The 18895-nt window shown below is 42.4% G+C and carries 15 protein-coding genes; 9 read left to right on the forward strand and 6 right to left on the reverse strand.

Going from position 1 to position 18895, the window contains the following annotated elements:
• Positions 1-10: 10 nt before the first annotated feature.
• From AC3IRT_RS13965 to AC3IRT_RS13980, 4 genes are read right to left on the reverse strand one after another with little or no spacing between them, the layout of a single operon-like run.
• Entirely contained in the window at positions 11-454 is a 444-nt protein-coding gene (locus tag AC3IRT_RS13965; RefSeq protein WP_489393823.1) for a PepSY-like domain-containing protein, read from the reverse strand.
• A gap of 15 nt (positions 455-469) precedes the next feature.
• The gene (locus AC3IRT_RS13970; protein ID WP_489393824.1) at positions 470-922 is read right to left on the reverse strand and encodes a PepSY-like domain-containing protein; all 453 of its coding nucleotides are present in this window, start codon (positions 920-922) and stop codon (positions 470-472) included.
• A 53-nt stretch (positions 923-975) separates the two neighbouring features.
• Positions 976-2259, reverse strand: coding sequence for a sensor histidine kinase (locus AC3IRT_RS13975; protein WP_489393825.1), 1284 nt, complete (start codon positions 2257-2259; stop codon positions 976-978).
• Between the two features lie 5 nt (positions 2260-2264).
• Positions 2265-2936: a response regulator transcription factor gene (locus tag AC3IRT_RS13980; RefSeq protein ID WP_489393826.1), complete on the reverse strand. Its 672-nt coding sequence runs from the start codon at positions 2934-2936 to the stop codon at positions 2265-2267.
• A gap of 217 nt (positions 2937-3153) precedes the next feature.
• Between AC3IRT_RS13980 and AC3IRT_RS13985 the strand changes: the two genes are divergently transcribed.
• The 4 genes from AC3IRT_RS13985 to AC3IRT_RS14000 all read left to right on the forward strand — a co-directional run bounded on the left by AC3IRT_RS13985 (position 3154) and on the right by AC3IRT_RS14000 (position 12227).
• Entirely contained in the window at positions 3154-8463 is a 5310-nt protein-coding gene (locus AC3IRT_RS13985) for a translocation/assembly module TamB domain-containing protein (RefSeq protein ID WP_489393827.1), read from the forward strand.
• Complete coding sequence (gene tamL, locus AC3IRT_RS13990) at positions 8453-10735, forward strand: translocation and assembly module lipoprotein TamL (protein ID WP_489393828.1); 2283 nt, start codon at positions 8453-8455, stop codon at positions 10733-10735. The genes AC3IRT_RS13985 and tamL overlap by 11 nt, the downstream gene beginning before the upstream one ends.
• A 62-nt stretch (positions 10736-10797) precedes the next feature.
• On the forward strand, positions 10798-11736 hold the full coding sequence (locus AC3IRT_RS13995; RefSeq protein WP_489393829.1) for a malate dehydrogenase: 939 nt from the start codon (positions 10798-10800) through the stop codon (positions 11734-11736).
• 35 nt (positions 11737-11771) lie between these two features.
• Complete coding sequence (locus tag AC3IRT_RS14000; protein WP_489393830.1) at positions 11772-12227, forward strand: retropepsin-like aspartic protease; 456 nt, start codon at positions 11772-11774, stop codon at positions 12225-12227.
• On the opposite strand, the gene AC3IRT_RS14005 is transcribed toward AC3IRT_RS14000, so the two are convergent.
• Positions 12224-13447: an MFS transporter gene (locus AC3IRT_RS14005; protein ID WP_489393831.1), complete on the reverse strand. Its 1224-nt coding sequence runs from the start codon at positions 13445-13447 to the stop codon at positions 12224-12226. The two genes, AC3IRT_RS14000 and AC3IRT_RS14005, sit on opposite strands and share 4 nt — an antisense overlap.
• Before the next feature lie 130 nt (positions 13448-13577).
• Here AC3IRT_RS14005 and fsa point away from each other — a divergent pair, with 130 nt between their 5' ends.
• From fsa to AC3IRT_RS14025, 4 genes are all read left to right on the forward strand, one after another.
• Entirely contained in the window at positions 13578-14237 is a 660-nt protein-coding gene (gene fsa / locus AC3IRT_RS14010; RefSeq protein ID WP_489393832.1) for a fructose-6-phosphate aldolase, read from the forward strand.
• A 91-nt stretch (positions 14238-14328) separates the two neighbouring features.
• Positions 14329-14805 (forward strand): Fur family transcriptional regulator, encoded by a 477-nt coding sequence (locus tag AC3IRT_RS14015; protein ID WP_489393833.1) that lies wholly within the window; start codon positions 14329-14331, stop codon positions 14803-14805.
• 402 nt (positions 14806-15207) lie between these two features.
• Positions 15208-17337, forward strand: a complete 2130-nt coding sequence (rnr, locus tag AC3IRT_RS14020; protein WP_489393834.1) for a ribonuclease R — start codon at positions 15208-15210, stop codon at positions 17335-17337.
• A gap of 28 nt (positions 17338-17365) precedes the next feature.
• Positions 17366-17644 carry a GNAT family N-acetyltransferase gene (locus AC3IRT_RS14025; protein WP_489393835.1) on the forward strand — a complete coding sequence of 93 codons (279 nt, stop codon included), beginning with the start codon at positions 17366-17368 and terminating at the stop codon, positions 17642-17644.
• A gap of 118 nt (positions 17645-17762) precedes the next feature.
• Here AC3IRT_RS14025 and AC3IRT_RS14030 read toward each other — a convergent pair whose 3' ends face one another.
• Positions 17763-18173: a hypothetical protein gene (locus tag AC3IRT_RS14030; RefSeq protein ID WP_489393836.1), complete on the reverse strand. Its 411-nt coding sequence runs from the start codon at positions 18171-18173 to the stop codon at positions 17763-17765.
• 308 nt (positions 18174-18481) lie between these two features.
• On the opposite strand from AC3IRT_RS14030, the gene rpsL reads away from it, so the two are divergent.
• A complete protein-coding gene (rpsL, locus tag AC3IRT_RS14035) occupies positions 18482-18895 on the forward strand; it encodes a 30S ribosomal protein S12 (RefSeq protein WP_002993550.1) in 414 nt (137 codons plus the stop codon).

Below are 18895 nucleotides of genomic sequence, written 5' to 3' on the forward strand. Positions count from 1 at the left end.
TTAGACTTGATTAGTCCATACGTTTAAAAGTACCGTTGGCATCGAAGACCAAATCAAATCCGTTAGTCAATTCGACATCGAATTCATTTCTGTCTTTTTCGATACTCGCAATCTTTGCTTGTGGGTACTTTTCATTGACATAAGATACAATTGGTGCTAAAATGAATGTTTCTGGAATCGCTGTATTATTGCTTCCGTCAACCTCTGTCCAATCACCGTTTTTATCAAAAACAATTTCAGTTCCGTCGCTCAAGTAAACCGTGTATTCCCGACCGGACAAACCTTCTTTTTCCTTTTTCACATGCGATACTTTTGCATTCGTAAAATGAGTCGTCAAGAAAGTGTTGGCCGCGACAGGCAAATCTGCCGATTGAATCGTTTCCTCTTTGTCGCAAGATAAGAAAGCCACTGCCATTGTTAACAAAACCAAAGTGTTTAAGATTGCATTTTTCATTTGTGTAGTGTAGAGTTATTGTTGCTTAATTTTTATAAATTCTCCTTTGTTATTAAATTCTAATTGTAGTCCGCTAGATATCGCTACATGATATCTATGTTTGTTTCTTTTCATTCTCACCACCTCCGTTCTCGGGAAACTACGCTCTACATAGGCCCGCACATTGGCTGGTATCAGATTTAGCGGAAGCGCTGCTCGTTTGCCATCAACCTCTTTCCAGTTTCCCGACTCATCAAATGCAATCCGTTTTCCATCTTTCAATATCACGCGGTACACATTACTTTCAAACCACGATTGTACACCCTCACTCACTGAGGCGACATCGATACGAGCATAATGCGCATTCAAAAAGTCTTTCGCTTTTTGCGGCAACTTAGCAACGGAGCTATTCTTGTCCTGACCGGATACTCCGGCGGCATTTAGTACGAGTATCAGAAATCCAAAAAAAGAAATATGATGCGTTCTCATTCTCTGTGCTAAATCTTATTAGGAACAAAGATGAGGGCGTATTTGGGAAAGATTTAGGAATTTGTAAAAGAAATTGAAAAAATATGAAAATTATTTTCAAAACAGTATGCTACCGCGCCTCCAGGCGTGATCTGCAGGATTGATCGCACCAGCGAAAGTCCGAGTCCGTTGGACTGCATGCTATCAGATCCTTTATAAAAGCGATTAAATATATAGCTCTCAGGCAAGGCACCTAGATTAGTACTATTAGCAATCTGCCAGCTATTCGAATTAATGGAGATACGAATCTCACCCTCCGATTCTGTATAGCGTATCGCGTTGCGAATAAGGTTTGACAAGGCCATGGCCAGTAGATCTCGGTTGCCCTTTACACGCAAAGCGGCAGCATAATCTAAAGTCACTTTGATATCCTTATGCTCTGCAATATCCAAAAAGTTGCTCAGCAGTTCATCAGTTAAAGCATCTATCGGAATCAATTCATTCTGCACAAACTGGCGATTCTCGATACGCGATAAAAACAATAGGGAGCGATTGAGATCGATCAATCTTTTTAAAGAAGCTTTGGTATCTGCTAACTTGGTCATCACTTCTGCAGGAGTTTCCTCATCTTCCAATATCAGATCGAGCTTATTAATGGCGATAGCTAAGGGCGTTTGCAATTCATGCGATGCATTTTCGATAAACAATTTCTGATCGGCAAAAACGGCCGCATTTCGCGCTACCATAGATGCAATGTGCTGATGTAGATTCTGAAACTCCAACACATTGGTATCCACCGGTGAAATTGCCATCGTCTTCCCAACTTGATAGTCATTCAAGTCTTTTAAAATCCCTTTAAATGGCCGTAGGGCACGCGTAAAAATGTATTCTTTGAGAAGATAAATACTCAAGATCATTACAATATACAACACCAATAAAGCCGTAGATAGGTCAATGATAAGGTCATCTCGTTCTACCGTAGATGCTCGAATCTCGAGCAAATAGGTGTTCTTATCAGGCCCATAAAACATGGTAGTAAGGACGCGATACGGCTCGTCCTCGTCATCATAAGGCATATAAAAAAAATCGTGCGAAAAACGATTTCGTTCATCAAACACGGTATCGGCCAATGGAGTTATCCGAAACTCATTGACCCCATATTCGCGCAATGCCAAAACAGATGGATCTTCATAGACAGCACGTAAGATATTAATCTTTTGGTTTCGCAAACCATCGTCGGCATTATCATACACCTCGTCTAATATGTATGCATAAAAGAGAAGCGCCCAGACGGTCATGACTGCAAAAATGGCAATCATCACGTAACGCATCGTATACTGCTTGATGGATATAGCCATGATTTCTACACTAATTTATAACCCACACCATATACAGCCTGAATATCGACTTCGGCACCATTGTCACGTAATTTTTTGCGTAAATTCTTTATTTGTGAGTAGATGAAGTTAAGGCTGTCTGCCTGATCCACTGCATCTCCCCATATAGATTCGGCTAACAAGGCTTTTTGCACCAGTTTCTCTGGGCGAATAATAAAATAATAAAGCACCTCAAATTCTTTGCGATTGAGCTGCAAGACATGACCATCTACTAGTACACTACGATCATCCGGAACCAAAACCACATTTTTATAAGTTACGCGATTATCCACATGGTTATTATGTCTACGTACGGCCGATTTGATACGGGCCAACAACTCCGCTAGATGAAAAGGCTTAGGAAGATAGTCATCTGCACCAAGATTCAATCCCTCTACTTTATCTTCAATAGATCCCTTCGCAGAAATGATCACCACAGGTGTAGTATCTCCATGTTCTCGTAAGGATTGCAGCAATTGCATTCCACTTCCACCGGGTAAAGTGATATCCAAAAGAATACATACATATTGGTATAACGAAATTTTTTCCAACCCTTCCGAAAAATTAGCCGCCACTTCTAGGAGATAACTCTCTCGCGACAGGAACTCTACCATCACTTGCTGGAGCTCGATTTCGTCTTCTACGATCAATATCTTCATACTATGTATTCTAAGGCCAATAATATTTTTTTTCTACGCAAAAAAAGGAACGACATTTGCACGAAGCATTGGAACTACAAAAATTATGCTGCAATTTCAGATATAGCCTCTATCGGGATTGTATCGGTTTTTTTGTATTACAACTTTAATAACTCCTGCAAACATAAAAAGCTACCAGGTGTTTCTAACGTAAATATTAACAATATATACTTGTATTTTGAATAGATTTGGAAAAATCGCGCTGAAGACTCTCCTATGGATCATCGGTTCTGTTATCTTTTTGGCTTTACTAATTATTGTATTAATAAGGATTCCTTCCGTGCAGAATTTTGTCGTTGGAAAAGTAACGAATTATGTAGAGGGAAAGATAGGAACCCCAGTACGCATTGGATATATTAACATTGCTTTCCCAAAAAAGCTTGTCTTAGAAAACATTTACTTCGAAGATCAATCGCAAGACACCTTATTATCGGGAGAACGGATTCTGGTGGATATCAATATGTGGCGCTTGTTGGATAATACCGTCGAGCTTCAGGAGTTGGAAGTAATAGGTGTAACAGCAAAAATAAACCGTACCCTCCCCGATAGCACATTCAATTTCGATTATATTGTCAATGCATTTGCTTCGCCAGAAACACAGCCTAAACAGGAAGAAACTGAATCAAGCATGGTATTTGATTTGGATAAAGTACTTTTCGAGCGCATTCGTTTTGTGTACGATGATCAAGTAATCGGCACATCCGCAGACCTTAATCTCCAACATTTTAGTACAAATATTAAGAAATTTGATCTGACCGGTGATATGGCATTTGCCATGTCGGCCATTAATTTGGACGGTGTGCAAGCCAAAGTGCGGCAGTGGGCAGTAGCAGACAGCACAGATGCGCCAAGTGCGACGGATTTCGGCATCGAGACAGCCGACACCACCGCAATGGCAGCGATGCCCGCTTTAGATATCAAAACAATTAATCTTAGCAATATTCATATTAAGTACGATGATGAAGCTTCGGGTATGGATACCAAATTTGATTTACGCAAACTCATCGCTAATATCGAAGAAATGGATCTCAACAAAGAAATCGTACGAATCAAGGACGTAACCTTAGAGGAATCCGATTCCTATGTTTTGTTTGGCAAAGTCGACGCTCCAGCTCCTGCTGCTGCCGGGCAAGATACGAGTACCGCCGAAGCACAGCCCATGAATTGGGTTGTAAGCTTAGGTAAATTGAATGTGGAGAAAACCAACTTTTGGTTCAAAGATGAAAACCAGCCACGAACAAAAGGATTAGACTTCTTCAACATGCGCTTGTCCAATTTTGAAACCGATTTACAAGATCTTTACTATTCGGCAGATTCCATTTCTGGATCGTTGAAGAACTTGACGGTAAAAGATCACTCCGGATTCTTCCTGAAACAAGTAAAAGCAGATTTTGCATATCACAACACGGGTGCGAAGATTGAGAACTTGTATGTAGAAACATCGAAAAGTTTGATTCGCGATTATGTTAAGGTAAGTTATCCTTCACTTGATGCCCTGTCAGAAGATCTGAGTAAAGTACAGATTGAAGCCAATATCAAGAAAAGTCATATCGACATGAGCGATCTGCGTTTCTTAGCTCCTGACTTGGAAAAAGAAGAAAGCATGAAACCGCTGTTGGCTCAGAAGTTTTATATTGACGGACGCGTTCATGGATTTGTGAATGATTTATATATTCCAAATTTTGAATTCAAAACCCTGGATAATACCCATATGTTGGCAAAAGCCCATATCAAAGGCTTACCAGATGTAGAGAAATTGTACGTGGATTTAGATTTGCGAAAGTTTACCACAGGCCGAAGAGATATTGAGCGTTTGGTGGCAAAATCGATGCTGCCAGACAGTATTCAACTGCCCAATTCCATTAGTTTATCAGGAAAATTCAAAGGCGGGATGACGGCTTTTGCAACCAATATGGATCTCATTACCGAGCAAGGTAATGCCAGCGTAAACGGAAATATGCGTATGGCGCGCGATACGACCTACGATCTTCGCGTAGCCATCAATGATTTAAACATTGGCCAAATCTTGGGTCAAGATTCTGTACTGGGCATTATCGCAGCAGATGCACATATAAAAGGTACCGGATTGGATCCAAAAACCATGCTTGCACAAGTGCAAGGAACGATAAACCGTGTTGATGCGATGGGCTACTCCTACCGCGATATCACCATGGATCTGGAAGCCAACCGAGGAGATATTCGTGGAAATATCAACAGCCCAGATCCCAACGTGCGATTTGATTTAGATCTGGATGCGAATATGCATGATACCTATCCTAGATTGACCGCTACGCTAATGATCGATAGCGTGAATTTGCAGAATTTAAAACTGATGGACGATGATTTCCGCTATCATGGAAAGATTGTGGCAGACTTCGAGACATTAGATATCGACTATTTGAATGGTTCATTGAAAGTGCTGAACTCGAATATAGCGCACAATGCGGATCGCTATTACCTAGATACCATAGCACTAACCACGTTAACTACTGCCGAACGCAGCAGAATATTATTCAATTCTGAATTTTTGAATGCTCACTTGGTTGGCAATTACCGTCTATCCGAACTGGGAACTTCTATTCAGGATATTGTACGTGTATATTATAATCCAACTAATGTGGTCGATACGACCTCTTATTCTCCACAACGATTTGAGTTTAGTGCTCGGGTCAATCACTCTCGTATCATCCGAGAGTTAGTACCCGATCTCGAAGAGATGCGCGATATTACGCTAGATGGAACGTTTGACAGCGAAACCAAAATGCTTATAGCCAAGCTATTGGCACCAAAACTCATCTATTCTGGTACAGAAGTAGAAAATGTCGGAGCCGATATCATAACGGTAGATAGCACGCTGTATTATAATGCATTGATCAACAGGATTAGCGTGAGCAGCATCGAATTGATCAATACCATCATTAGTGGTGATGTGGCAGACAACAATCTTAACTTCGGCCTCTGGATACGAGACAAAGAAAGCAAACCACAGTATCACCTAGGTGCCAAGATGACGGCCGAAAACAACAACTACATATTGAGCATGCTGGAAGATGGACTTATGCTGAACTATGATACCTGGAATGTACAGCCTAATAACCAGGTTGCTTTTGGTGATGCTGGCGTACTGGTTCGTGATTTTGTATTGAGCCATGCCGGACAGGAGCTTTCAGTACAGTCCCAAGACTCTACCTTCAACTCCCCTATCGCACTTAATTTCAACAACTTTCGTATAGAAACCATCAGCAGAATGGTAGATTCGGAGACATTGGATATCGGAGGTGGCATCAATGGAACGGCTACAGTTTCCCGTCTGGAAAGCAGTCCGGTATTCGTTTCCGATCTAATGATCAATGCATTCAGCTTTGCGAAACAAGAAGTTGGCGATATCAGTATCAAAGTGAATAACGAACAGCAGAATACATTCGCAGCAGATATCGGCATCACTGGCAACGGCAATGAAGTGCAATTATTAGGAACATTTATCTCCCCACCAGAAGGCGATGCACAGATCAACGCCAGCCTAGAGCTGAAGCCGATGATGATGAAAACATTGGAAGCATTTAGCTTAGGCAACCTGAAAAATACCGAAGGTGATATTACAGGTAAGATTGATATATCAGGCACTACGGCAGCACCACGTATATCGGGCGGTTTGACATTCAACAACAGTAAAATGAATGTATCGATGTTGAATTCAACCATGTTGATCAACAATCAAACGATATCATTCAATAATCAAGGAGTACAATTCAAGCAGTTCGAAATTCGCGACGGCAAGAACAATGCCGCACGCATCAACGGAACGGTACGCACGACCGACTATACCGACTTTGCCTTCAATCTAAGCCTTAACATGGACGACTTTGAAGCTATGAACTCGACGATGGAAGACAATGATATGTTTTACGGAAAAATGTATCTCACTACCAATCTCAAAGTGACGGGCGACATGAACAGCCCGCGCGTAGATGGTAGTATTCGAGTGAACGACAATACAGACTTTTACTTTGTCGTACCAAACGAAAATCCGGGTGTAGCCGAGCGAGAGGGTGTCGTAAAATTCGTTAATCGAAGTGATACCTCTGCCAGAAATATATTTGCCCAGCTTGATTCCATCACAACTGCACCTGCAGCACTTACCGGTATGGATATCAGTTTAAAATTACAAACAGATCCTGAAGCACGTTTTACCGTCGTACTTGATCCGGGTACACAGGATGAGCTGCATATTCAAGGTATAGCCGAGTTAACCGCTGGAATAGACGCGAGCGAAAAAATCACGATGTCAGGTACCTATACGATCGAAAAAGGAGAATACACCGTGCCACTCGGACCTTTGTCTCGCAGGTTTACCTTCCAGAAAGGAAGTGTTATCACCTGGGGTGGTGATCCATTGGATGCGAATATGAACATTACCGCAGTATACAGTAATCGATTTCCAACATTGGAATTGGTTCAAGGTCAAGTGGACCAACAAGCTCAAAACTTGTATAGACAGCGTATTCCTTTTAACGTCTTGCTGAAGTTATCTGGAGCGTTATTTACTCCTGACTTAAATTTTGATATACAATTGGACGACAATAGCACTATGGTGCCGCAAGATGTGACGAGCAATGTCAATATTGCATTAGCGAATATGCGAAATGATCCAGCGGAATTGAACAAACAAGTATTTTCATTGATCGCACTTGGCCGTTTCATGTCGGCAAATCCTTTCGAAAGTTTATCTGGTGGTGGTGGTGTAGAAGGCATGGCTCGCAGTACATTAAGTAACTTCCTTACGGGGCAATTGAATAATCTGACCTCTGATCTAATCCGCGGTGTGGACATTGACTTCAACTTGCAATCTGAACAAGACTTCCTTACCGGAAGTGCGCAGAACCGTACCGACTTAAACGTAGGTTTATCCAGAACGCTGTTTGATGATCGGCTTAAAGTTACGGTAGGATCCAATTTTGAAGTAGAGGGTAACGCCAGACCAGGGGAAAAAACGTCCAACATTGCAGGTGATGTGTCCCTAGAATACCGCTTATCTCAAGATGGCCGTTATATTGGTCGAGTATTTCGTAATAACCAATATCAACCCACCTTGCAGGGGCAGTTTATAGAAACAGGAATCGGCATCGTAGCTAATATAACGTATGATAAGTTCCGCGAAATATTTATGAGTGCCAGATCAGTCGAAAACTATTACAACACTAGTAATGTGAACTTCCGTAGACGGTTTGACGTAGATCGAATTGACACCGATTCTGTTTACAGAGATAGTGTACGAACGATAATTCAGGATAGTCTGGAACGTCGACTAAATAGAGATCGACGCCACAACTTATCAACACGCAGACCCGTTACAGCACAAGATAGTATCAGCAATAACGGCGTAACAAATTTCGGCGCGCGAACACGCAGCCCAAAAGATACCGTAAAAAGAAAAGAAAATACAGCCATAAGAAATGAGGAAGAGGAAAGGGAGTCCAATGAAAAATAATCACCTTTTAATAGCTACCGCATCACTGCTTTTCGTAGTGGGCTGTAATGCCACTAAGTATATTGCCGACGGAGAACACCTTTTTGAAGAAGCTACGGTAAATATTCAAAATGACACCTTGGATAAAGATCGGAAAGAGTTATTTGAAAGTCGACTGCAAAGTTACGTACGCCCAGAGCCCACCTCAAAATTAAAGGTAACGCTTTGGAATATGGGTGGCGGACCAGATACGACGGTTGGATTTATAAAACGATTTATCAGACGCCAAGGAAAAGCTCCAGTACTGTTAAGTGAGGTCAATTACGAATATAATGAGAATCTGTTGCGAAATCGCCTAGAGAACCTCGGTTTTTTTCAGGCGCAAGTTACTTCCGACACCTTGATTAATGGCAAGAAAGCAACCGTGCAATTCGATGCCGTTGCGGGACCGGGCTACAAAATCAGAGAAGTTTCCTTTGATGTCGATTCGACAAAACAATGGGGTCGCGATATGGCTAGCACCAAGGATGCTACACTATTGCGCCGCGGTAATAATTACAATCTGGATGTGGTGATCAATGAGCGGGAACGCATTGATGTAGCCATGAAAAACAAAGGCTATTATTATTTCAATGCAGACAACATGTTGCTGGATGTGGATAGTACAGTAGGAAGACATCAAGTAGACATGTTTATGACCGTAAAACCCGGAACGGCTGAACGCGCAAAACATCCTCAACGTATTGGAAAAATAGTGGTTTTTCCAGATTACACACAATCAGCTGAGGGTTACACACGACGTATTCCTAGAGGAACCGAAGCTTACGAAGGCGAATATTACATTCACGATCCTGACAACAAGTTTAGAAAAAAAGTACTCGCTAACCACCTATTCTTTCACAAGGGCGAGCTGTATAATCGCGAAGACCACAACATGACCATCAATCACCTGGTCAATATGAATGCTTTCCAATTCGTAAAAAATGACTTTGTCGATAGTCCGGATTCGGCCAACACGATGGATGTTTACTACTACCTCACACCTATGAAGCCTAGGACGTTACGTACCGAGCTCATCGGAAAGACAGCGACCGTATATAATGGTATTGAAGGTAGTGTAAACTGGAGTCTGAAAAACGCTTTTAAAGGTTTTGAGACACTCACCTTAACGACTTTTGCTGGATTTGAAACGCAGGTAGGTGGTGCAGCCTTAAACTCCAATTTTATTCGCTATGGTGCCGAAGCAGCTATCAGCTGGCCACGCTTGCTGTCTCCATACAAATGGGCACCTTCGCGAAAATACATCCCTCGCACCTTCGCTAGTTTGCGCTATGAGTTTTTAGATCGTCGTGCGTTCTATAGTTTAAACTCATTGACTTTTAACTTTGGTTATTCTTGGAAGGAAAATGAGCGCAAAGTTCATGACTTGACAGTAGCGGAGATTATCTATGCCCAGCCCCGGAATGTGACAGAACAATACCGAAATCAAGCCATATCGTTTCCTTCCTTATTACATATCATCGAGCCGCAATTCTCTTTCGGACCAAACTACGTATTTACTTTCCAGAACAATATGGAGGATCGTACGCATACCTACTTTGTACGCAGTGCGTTGAATACATCGGGTAATGTGCTAGGCTTGATTCAAGGAGCAGATGCATCTTCAGATAGTCCTGAGTTTCTGTTTGGCACGCGCTATGCGCAATTCATACGAGGTGAAGCAGATTTCAGACATTATTGGAAAATAACTCCTAAATCCACTTTTGTTACGCGAGCCATGATTGGTGTGAGTCATTCCTATGGCAACTCCATTCAACTTCCTTATTTGAAGCAATTCTTCTCGGGTGGCCCGAATGGTATGCGTGCGTTTCGAGCGCGCTCTGTCGGACCGGGGTTGGTCAATGCAGCAGACTATGTGCCTGATGATTTTTTTGCTGATCAAACCGGGGATTTCAAGCTGGAACTCAACGCCGAGTATCGCGCGCCAATTTCTGGGATCTTCAACTGGGCAGCCTTTGTGGATGCCGGTAATATTTGGTTACAACGCCGGGATGAAACCAGACCTGGTGCGGAGTTAACCAACCGCTTTTACGAACAGCTGGCCGTCGGCGGTGGCTTAGGTTTACGTGTCGATATCGACTTTTTGGTCATCCGTACGGATTTAGCTATTCCTTTCCGACAACCTTATGTACGTGAAAATAATGGCTGGGTATTTAATGCGATCGACTTTGGCGATCGCGAATGGAGACGGCGTAATTTAGTGTTCAACTTAGCGATTGGATATCCATTTTAAGAATGGCAGAAAGTCCAGCGTATTTTATGTACCTTTAAGTGAATCAATAAATCCACTAATCCATGAAAGTAACTGTAGTTGGTGCAGGAGCCGTAGGAGCGACTACTGCTGATAATATTATCCGAAGAAATATTGCGGAAGAGGTAGTTTTGCTCGACATCAAAGATGGTTTTGCCGAAGGCAAAGCCCAAGATATGTCGCAGACGGCTGCCCTACTGGGATTTGAGTCTAAGATAACTGGTGTTACAAACGATTACAGTGCTACAGCGGGCTCTTCAGTGGCTGTCATTACCTCTGGTATCCCGCGCAAACCGGGAATGACGCGTGAAGAACTGATTGGCACAAATGCGAACATCGTGAAAACCGTTGTAGAAAACCTCGTTAAACATTCTCCAGATATCATCATTCTGATTGTGTCCAACCCAATGGATACGATGACTTATTTGGCATTGAAGAGCAGTGGGCTTCCGAAAAATAGAATAATTGGTATGGGCGGTGCACTGGATTCTGCTCGATTTAAATATCAAATTGGCCAAAAATTAAATGCTGCCGCAACAGATTTAAATGCCATCGTAATCGGTGGACATGGTGATACCACGATGATTCCATTAATCCACCATGCTACTTGGAATAGTGTCCGTGTCAGCGAACTTCTGTCGGAAGATGAACAAGCCGAAATTGTACAAAAAACGATGGTTGGCGGAGCTACATTGACCAGTTTAATTGGTACTTCCGCGTGGTATGCTCCTGGTGCTGCTGCTGCCGCAATGGTCGAGAGTATTGTACGCAATCAAGGAAAACTATTTACCGCTTCCGTTTATCTCGAAGGCGAATACGGACACGAAGACATCGCGCTGGGCGTACCAGTCATCATCAACAACAAAGGTTGGGATCGCATTGTGCCGATGTCATTATCCACCGATGAGCAAGAACTATTAAGCAAAAGCGCCGATGCTGTTCGTAAAATGAATCAGGTACTATCCGACGAAGGCATCATTTAACAGCAAATACTCGATTTGCTTAATCACCGCAATACATGACGAAAATACCAATGGAAATCATCCAACTACAACCGGATGGTTTCCATACCCTTATAGAGATACAGCTGTTAGGTAAAACCTTTAAAATGGTGGTGGACACCGGCGCATCTAAAACCGTTTTAGACAAAACGACCTTACTAGAAGCCGGAATAGCAGAATCCCAATTGAACCTCACCGATGTGCTTTCTACAGGACTGGGTACTAATGCTATGGAAAGCTTTTTCGTACATATTCCAGAAGTAACGATCGGTGATTGGCAGATCAAAAAGTTTGATTTCGCCGTATTGGATCTGAGCTCCATCAATTACGCGTATCGCAAAATGAATTTACAGCCCGTAGTAGGCGTTCTAGGCGGCGATATATTGCATGCCTATGGTGCAGTCATCAACTATAAAACTGCGATACTACAACTCACTAATCGCAAACGAAAACGTGCGAAAGAACTTGTTTAGATCCGTTTGAAAAGTCGGCGCTTGATATGCAGGCGAAGATAAAGGTAGAAGCCAAGCGAGATCATTACCGCGCAACTTCCCATCACGTACAAGGTGTTTTTTAAGCCAATCACTTCAGCCAAGCTTCCGATCAGCAAGCTTCCGATCGGAAATACACCTTGAAAAGCCATCACATAATAAGACATCGCTCTTGCTCGGTAAGCCGGCATGGCGTGCGTTTGGATGTAGGTATTGATGGATGAATTTTGCATCATCATACCAAATGCAACACAAGCCGTGAAGATCAAGGCCGAAGGCAGATAATGCGCATAAGCCAAAAACAGCAACGCTACGCCCATAATGCCAGCCGCAAACAACACGCGATAGCGCAAATTCTCTCCAGACTTTAACCGCGCCATATTTACCGCGCCAATCATTGCACCCAGTCCAGCCATACTTTCAAACCAAGAGAATGTCGCTTCATTACCATGAAAAAGCTCTCGAGCGACTGCAGGCAATAGTGAAGTGTATGGAATAACCAATAAACTAGAGCAGGTCAAAACGATAATTAAAGAAGCGATATGCGGCGATCTTCTTAGATAATGAAACCCCTCTACCAATCCTTCCCAGTTCGTGCCGCGCTTGCCCTCAAATGAGCGCTCTGTGACGCGCATCAACATCAGGCAGATAATCACGGGCACAAAACTAATAAAGTTGACTGCGAAGCAGACTAATTCTCCGTACGTCGTGAGCAAAATACCGCCAATGGCAGGACCGACCATACGCGCCGCATTGAAGATGGAAGAGTTCAGTGCAATTGCATTGGGCAAATCCTTTTTATCCTCCACCAAAGAAACCATTAACGATTGCCTTCCCAGCACGTCAAAAGCATTAATTACGCCTTGTACAAAACCGAGAGTGGATAACAACAATACCGATTCCTGCCCAGTAAACACCAATAAAGTGAGCAGACCAGCCTGTGCCATCAAACCAAATTGCGTTTTCTTCACTAGATTATATTTCTTGCGTTTATCGATGAAAGATCCGATAAACGGCGACAGAAAAAGGGAAGGTGATAACGATATAAAGGAAACGAAACCTAACCAGAAAACCGAATTAGTGAGTGAATACACCATCCAGCTGATGGCTACGCGCTGCATCCAAGTACCCATCAGGGAAATAGCCTGTCCGATAACGTGTAACCTGAAATTAGGGTATTGCAACGATCTAAAAATGTTCATCCATCAAGATAAGGTCCGAATTTAAGAATTACCGTTTACTCTTTGTGTTTTTTATAGTTAACTTTGGAACAACTAACCCGAATGTTAGTTTTTCCAATATTATAATACACTAAAAATCAATACATCGAATATGAAGTTTTTTATCGACACGGCAAACCTCGAGCAAATCAAAGAAGCACAGGATTTAGGCGTATTAGATGGGGTAACCACCAACCCGAGCCTCATGGCCAAAGAAGGTATTTCTGGACAGGAAAATATCTTGAATCATTACAAAGCAATTTGCGACATCGTAGATGGTGATGTGAGTGCAGAAGTAATCGCAACAACCTACGATGAGATGATCGAAGAAGGGGAAGCATTAGCCGCATTGAATCCCAAAATCGTAGTCAAAGTTCCGATGATTAAGGATGGCATTAAAGCCATAAAATACTTCTCAAATAAAGGCATTAAAACCAACTGTACGTTGGTCTTTTCAGCTGGTCAAGCATTGCTTGCAGCGAAGGCCGGAGCCACGTATGTCTCGCCATTTATCGGTCGTTTGGATGACATCTCGGTAGACGGATTGGCACTCATTGAAGAGATCCGTTTGATCTATGACAACTACGCTTTCGAAACCCAAATCTTGGCTGCATCGGTACGTCATAGTGCACACATTTTAGGTTGTGCTAAGCTGGGTGCAGACGTGATGACTGGACCTCTTTCGGCGATGCTTGCTTTGTTGAAACACCCACTTACCGACAGTGGACTTACTCAGTTTTTGGCGGACTACAACAAGGCTGCTGGAAAATAATATTGACCCTATTTTAGGGCGCTGTAAAACCGTTGTCACATCCCGTGGCAACGGTTTTTTTTTGTCTATATAATACGTACTTTTATACCGTATGAAAGAAGATCAAATAGGGCTAGAAGAAGCAAACGATTTAGCGGGTTTTAAAACCTTACTTCGAGAGAACAAGTTGAAAGTGACCCAACCAAGATTGCGTGTTTTGGAGATCATATCAGCAAAAGATAGTGCGATCTCGCAACCCGAGTTAGAAAAATTACTAGGTAAGGAAACTGACAGAGTGACGCTCTATCGTATCCTAGCCAGCTTTGAAGAAAAGGGAATTCTGCACAAAGTATTTGACCTGCATGGTACAGCAACCTACGCCACCTGTTCGCACAATTGCTCGGAGCACAAGCATGAGGATCAGCACATTCATTTCATTTGCTCTTCTTGCAATAGCGTGATTTGCCTTGAAGAAATCTCGATCCCAAACATCCGGGTACCGAAGAATTTCGCATTGCAATCTGTGGCAGTGAATGCCGTTGGCCTTTGCGACAAGTGTCAAGCGAAAACATCTGTAAATGGTAAATAGAAATGCTAAAAAACGGATTTTTTTTCCAAGCTAAATATTTATCTAAACAAAAATATATCACTGTAAATAAACTAGTTAAATATATTTATATCACATCAAAATTCATGTAAATTATTTTAGCTAAGCCATCAAATTCTGATGGCTTTTCTTATTATTGCGCTCAAATGTTCTAAAAGCAAATTTATCATTAACATATTTTAGCAAAAAAATTATATAGTATTACTTATCAAGTCATTGAGTAGGCTAAAATAAATTAAAAATACACTATATTAAAAGTCGACACTACCCCTACCCCACCACCTTGTATATGCCGTAAAAAAATAGTACCTTCGAGTATATACGAACAGGTTTACTACTGCATATTTGCAGAGCCAAACTGTTCCAATAAATCGACACAGAACGATGAAGAATAAAGCAGACCAAATCTACAAAGATGTTTTCGTGAAACTGATTGTAGAGATTTTTGAAAAGGGCAACAACAAGCCTCTTAACTATAAACAAGTAAGTGCCAAACTCAATCTGGACGACGACGAAGCGAAGGAAGCGATACGAGACATTCTGTCAGACACTTCGAAGCACGGACTATTTACATCACATGATCGCGGGAAGTACAAACTAAAATCTGAGCAAGCTTATATAACGGGAAAAGTCGATATGACCGCTGACGGATCAGCATTCATTGTTCCCGAAGAATCGCAAGATGGTGACATCTTCGTTGCCCCTAGAAAGCTACGCCAAGCCCTGCATGGAGACATCGTGAAAGTGCATGTTTTCGAACGCAAAGGTGGGCGCAAAAAAGAAGGCGAAGTAGTCGAAATTATACAGCGTGCAAAGACCGACTTTACCGGTACAATTGACATCTCTGGAAGCTTCGCTTTCTTCGCAGCGGACGACCGAAAGATGCACCACGACATCTTCATTCCATTGGACAATTTGAGCGGAGCTCAGAACGGCGAAAAGGTATTAGTTTCGATTTTGGAATGGCCGCGAAACGCGAAGAATCCGATCGGAATTGTGAAGAATGTATTGGGTAAAAAAGGAGAGAATAATACCGAGATGAATGCAATCTTGGCAGACTTCGGTTTCCCACTCAACTTCCCCAATGAAGTGGAAGAAGAGTCCAAAAACATCGCTACCGAAATTACCGCAGAAGAGATCTCCAAAAGACGCGATTTTAGAGGCACGACGACCTTCACCATCGACCCGCTAGACGCCAAAGATTTCGACGATGCCATCTCCTTCGCACAACTAGAAAATGGCAATTACGAGATCGGTGTACACATCGCCGATGTGTCGCATTATATGATTCCGGATTCGCCGTTAGATAAGGAAGCATTCGATCGCGGCACGTCCGTGTATCTGGTAGATCGCGTGATCCCGATGTTGCCCGAGCGCTTGTCCAACAACCTCTGCTCACTTCGACCAAAGGAAGATAAACTTTGTTTTTCGGCAGTCTTTGAATTGAATGACCAAGCACAGATTCAAAACGAATGGTTTGGCCGCACCGTGATCCACTCCGATCGCCGCTTCACTTACGAAGAAGCGCAGGAAGTGATCGAAAATAAATCTGGCGATTTTGCCGACGAAATTTTGAAGCTCAATGAGCTAGCATACATTCTGCGCGAGCGCAAATTTAAAAGTGGCGCCATCAGCTTCGAATCCGAAGAAGTAAAGTTCCACCTCGACGAAAATGGCAAACCTACCGGCGTATATACCAAAGTGCGTAAGGATGCTCACAAGCTCATCGAAGATTTTATGCTATTAGCGAACAGACGCGTGGCCGAATTCATCGGCAAGCGCGGTAAAGGAAAAAACAAGCCGACTTTTGTGTATCGTTTTCACGACGTACCAAAACCAGACGCTTTGGCGTCGTTCTCTCAGTTCGCTTCGCGGTTTGGCCATAAAATGAATACGCGAACAGACAAAGAAACCGCCAAATCACTGAATGCGCTAATGACGAAGATCGAAGGACAGAAAGAGCAAAACATATTGACATCACTAGCAGTACGCTCGATGGCAAAAGCGATCTACACGACCAAACACACTTCGCATTACGGATTAGCTTTCGATTATTACACCCACTTCACCTCTCCGATCCGACGCTATCCGGATGTAATGGTACATCGCCTGCTCCAATTTTATTTAGACGGCGGGGAGAAAGTCAATCCAGAGCACTACGAGAAATTGTGCGAACACAGCTCGCAGATGGAAAAGAAAGCAGCAGAAGCAGAGCGCGCTTCCATCAAATACAAACAAGCGGAGTTTTTGCAAGACCAGATCGGCGTAGAATACACTGGCCTGATTTCTGGCGTGACCGAATGGGGCATGTATGTAGAGATTGAAGAAAACAAGTGCGAAGGTATGATTCGCCTACGCGATATTAATGACGACTTCTACACGCTCGATGAAAAGAATTACGCGATAATTGGACAACGCAAGAAAAAAGTATACCAATTAGGCGATGAGGTGAAAATCAAAGTCAAAAAGGTGGATCTGGAAAAACGTCAGATTGATTTTACATTAGTTAGTTAATACAACCTGTTATAAACACATAAACAATATGCACGTAGAACAGAGCAATCGGGATAGCAAAGGTTTCTTCAAAGCCGTAGAAGATGAGACAGAGGCTGGGCGAATGACGTATTCTTGGGCAGGCGACACTCGCATCATTATAGATCATACAGAAGTAGATCCCGACTTTAAAGGAAGAAGCGTAGGTAAAACAATGCTAATGGAAGCCGTAAGCTTTGCCAGAAAGAACAACGTCAAAATTTTGCCCTTGTGTCCTTTTGCCAAAAGCGTATTCGACAAGGTCGAAGAGATAAGGGATGTATTGTAAGCCGCAGAGGCAAAAGAGCGCAGTGCATGTATCCGCCTAAAAGCGTATGCATGTGAGTCTTCATAAAAAAAGCCGGATCTAATTGTAGATCCGGCTTTTTTATCTTTAAGAATGTAGATTATTGCTTAGCTCCATCAAACTTGAATGTCACATCACCTTGCGCCATCGGCTTAGCCAAATAAACAATCGTCTTATTTCCAACCTCGAACAAGAATGCAGCTCCTGGCTCCGTTGCTGCCGCTTGGATAGAATAATTTGCATTATTTGTAACGTTAAATTCTCTAGCAGGCAAATTTAGCGATGCATCACTAACCGTCACCTTAACCCTCTCATTGGAAACTTTTGTTACGACGATCGTTTGATCAAATATTTGACCACGCCCATCAGTTATGTCTAAAGTACCCTTAAACGTACCGACAGCCGCATCAATACTGCCATCAGTTTGTGAAGGATTATCATCCTTAGAACATCCAACGAACACAAACGTCAAAAGCGCCAACATAATGGCGGAAACCCAAGTAGTTTTCATAGTTTTAATAGATAATGTTTAAATGCTTTAATTAATTATGCCTTTGGCAAAATATGTGCCAAATCGATACGATAATGGTAAAACAAAAAACATTATTAGTAAACATAAGACCAACAGAGATAGACTGAATGAGCAGGTACTTATTAAGCCTACACGAGCTCAGGCAAAGCTATTAAACCTATAAGGCCGCCCGAACGTTGAAAAAACATTCAAATTTTATCTTCTAACTATTTAATATTCAAAAGGGAATAAGTATCTTTGCGAACTTTAAAAAATTATTTTAAACGAATAAAAACTAGAACAGGTAAATGCCTACTATTCAACAATTAGTTAGAAAAGGTAGAGTAGCTCTGGTTGACAAGAGTAAGTCACCAGCGTTGGACTCATGTCCACAGCGAAGAGGTGTATGTACACGTGTATATACTACTACCCCTAAAAAACCAAACTCAGCAATGCGTAAAGTTGCGCGTGTACGTCTTACAAATGGTAAAGAGGTGAATGCCTACATTCCAGGAGAAGGCCACAACTTGCAAGAACACTCTATCGTATTGATCCGCGGTGGTCGTGTGAAAGATTTACCAGGTGTACGTTACCACATCATCCGTGGTGCACTAGATACATCAGGTGTAGCTGGTCGTAACCAACGTCGTTCTAAATACGGAACAAAACGTCCTAAACCAGGACAAGCAGCAGCAGCTCCTGCAAAAGGCAAAAAGAAATAA

Source organism: Sphingobacterium sp. KH_072 (genome assembly GCF_057837975.1).

What these genes read in the sequence shown, in the direction of transcription:
- rnr (WP_489393834.1), top strand. Translation starts at nt 15,208, where the DNA reads ATGAAGAATAAAGCAGACCAAATCTACAAAGATGTTTTCGTGAAACTG.
- tamL (WP_489393828.1), top strand. Translation starts at nt 8,453, where the DNA reads ATGAAAAATAATCACCTTTTAATAGCTACCGCATCACTGCTTTTCGTA.
- AC3IRT_RS13995 (WP_489393829.1), top strand. Translation starts at nt 10,798, where the DNA reads ATGAAAGTAACTGTAGTTGGTGCAGGAGCCGTAGGAGCGACTACTGCT.
- AC3IRT_RS13965 (WP_489393823.1), bottom strand. Translation starts at nt 454, where the DNA reads ATGAAAAATGCAATCTTAAACACTTTGGTTTTGTTAACAATGGCAGTG.
- AC3IRT_RS14015 (WP_489393833.1), top strand. Translation starts at nt 14,329, where the DNA reads ATGAAAGAAGATCAAATAGGGCTAGAAGAAGCAAACGATTTAGCGGGT.
- rpsL (WP_002993550.1), top strand. Translation starts at nt 18,482, where the DNA reads ATGCCTACTATTCAACAATTAGTTAGAAAAGGTAGAGTAGCTCTGGTT.
- AC3IRT_RS14005 (WP_489393831.1), bottom strand. Translation starts at nt 13,447, where the DNA reads ATGAACATTTTTAGATCGTTGCAATACCCTAATTTCAGGTTACACGTT.
- AC3IRT_RS14000 (WP_489393830.1), top strand. Translation starts at nt 11,772, where the DNA reads ATGACGAAAATACCAATGGAAATCATCCAACTACAACCGGATGGTTTC.
- AC3IRT_RS14030 (WP_489393836.1), bottom strand. Translation starts at nt 18,173, where the DNA reads ATGAAAACTACTTGGGTTTCCGCCATTATGTTGGCGCTTTTGACGTTT.
- AC3IRT_RS13975 (WP_489393825.1), bottom strand. Translation starts at nt 2,259, where the DNA reads ATGGCTATATCCATCAAGCAGTATACGATGCGTTACGTGATGATTGCC.
- fsa (WP_489393832.1), top strand. Translation starts at nt 13,578, where the DNA reads ATGAAGTTTTTTATCGACACGGCAAACCTCGAGCAAATCAAAGAAGCA.
- AC3IRT_RS13970 (WP_489393824.1), bottom strand. Translation starts at nt 922, where the DNA reads ATGAGAACGCATCATATTTCTTTTTTTGGATTTCTGATACTCGTACTA.
- AC3IRT_RS14025 (WP_489393835.1), top strand. Translation starts at nt 17,366, where the DNA reads ATGCACGTAGAACAGAGCAATCGGGATAGCAAAGGTTTCTTCAAAGCC.
- AC3IRT_RS13980 (WP_489393826.1), bottom strand. Translation starts at nt 2,936, where the DNA reads ATGAAGATATTGATCGTAGAAGACGAAATCGAGCTCCAGCAAGTGATG.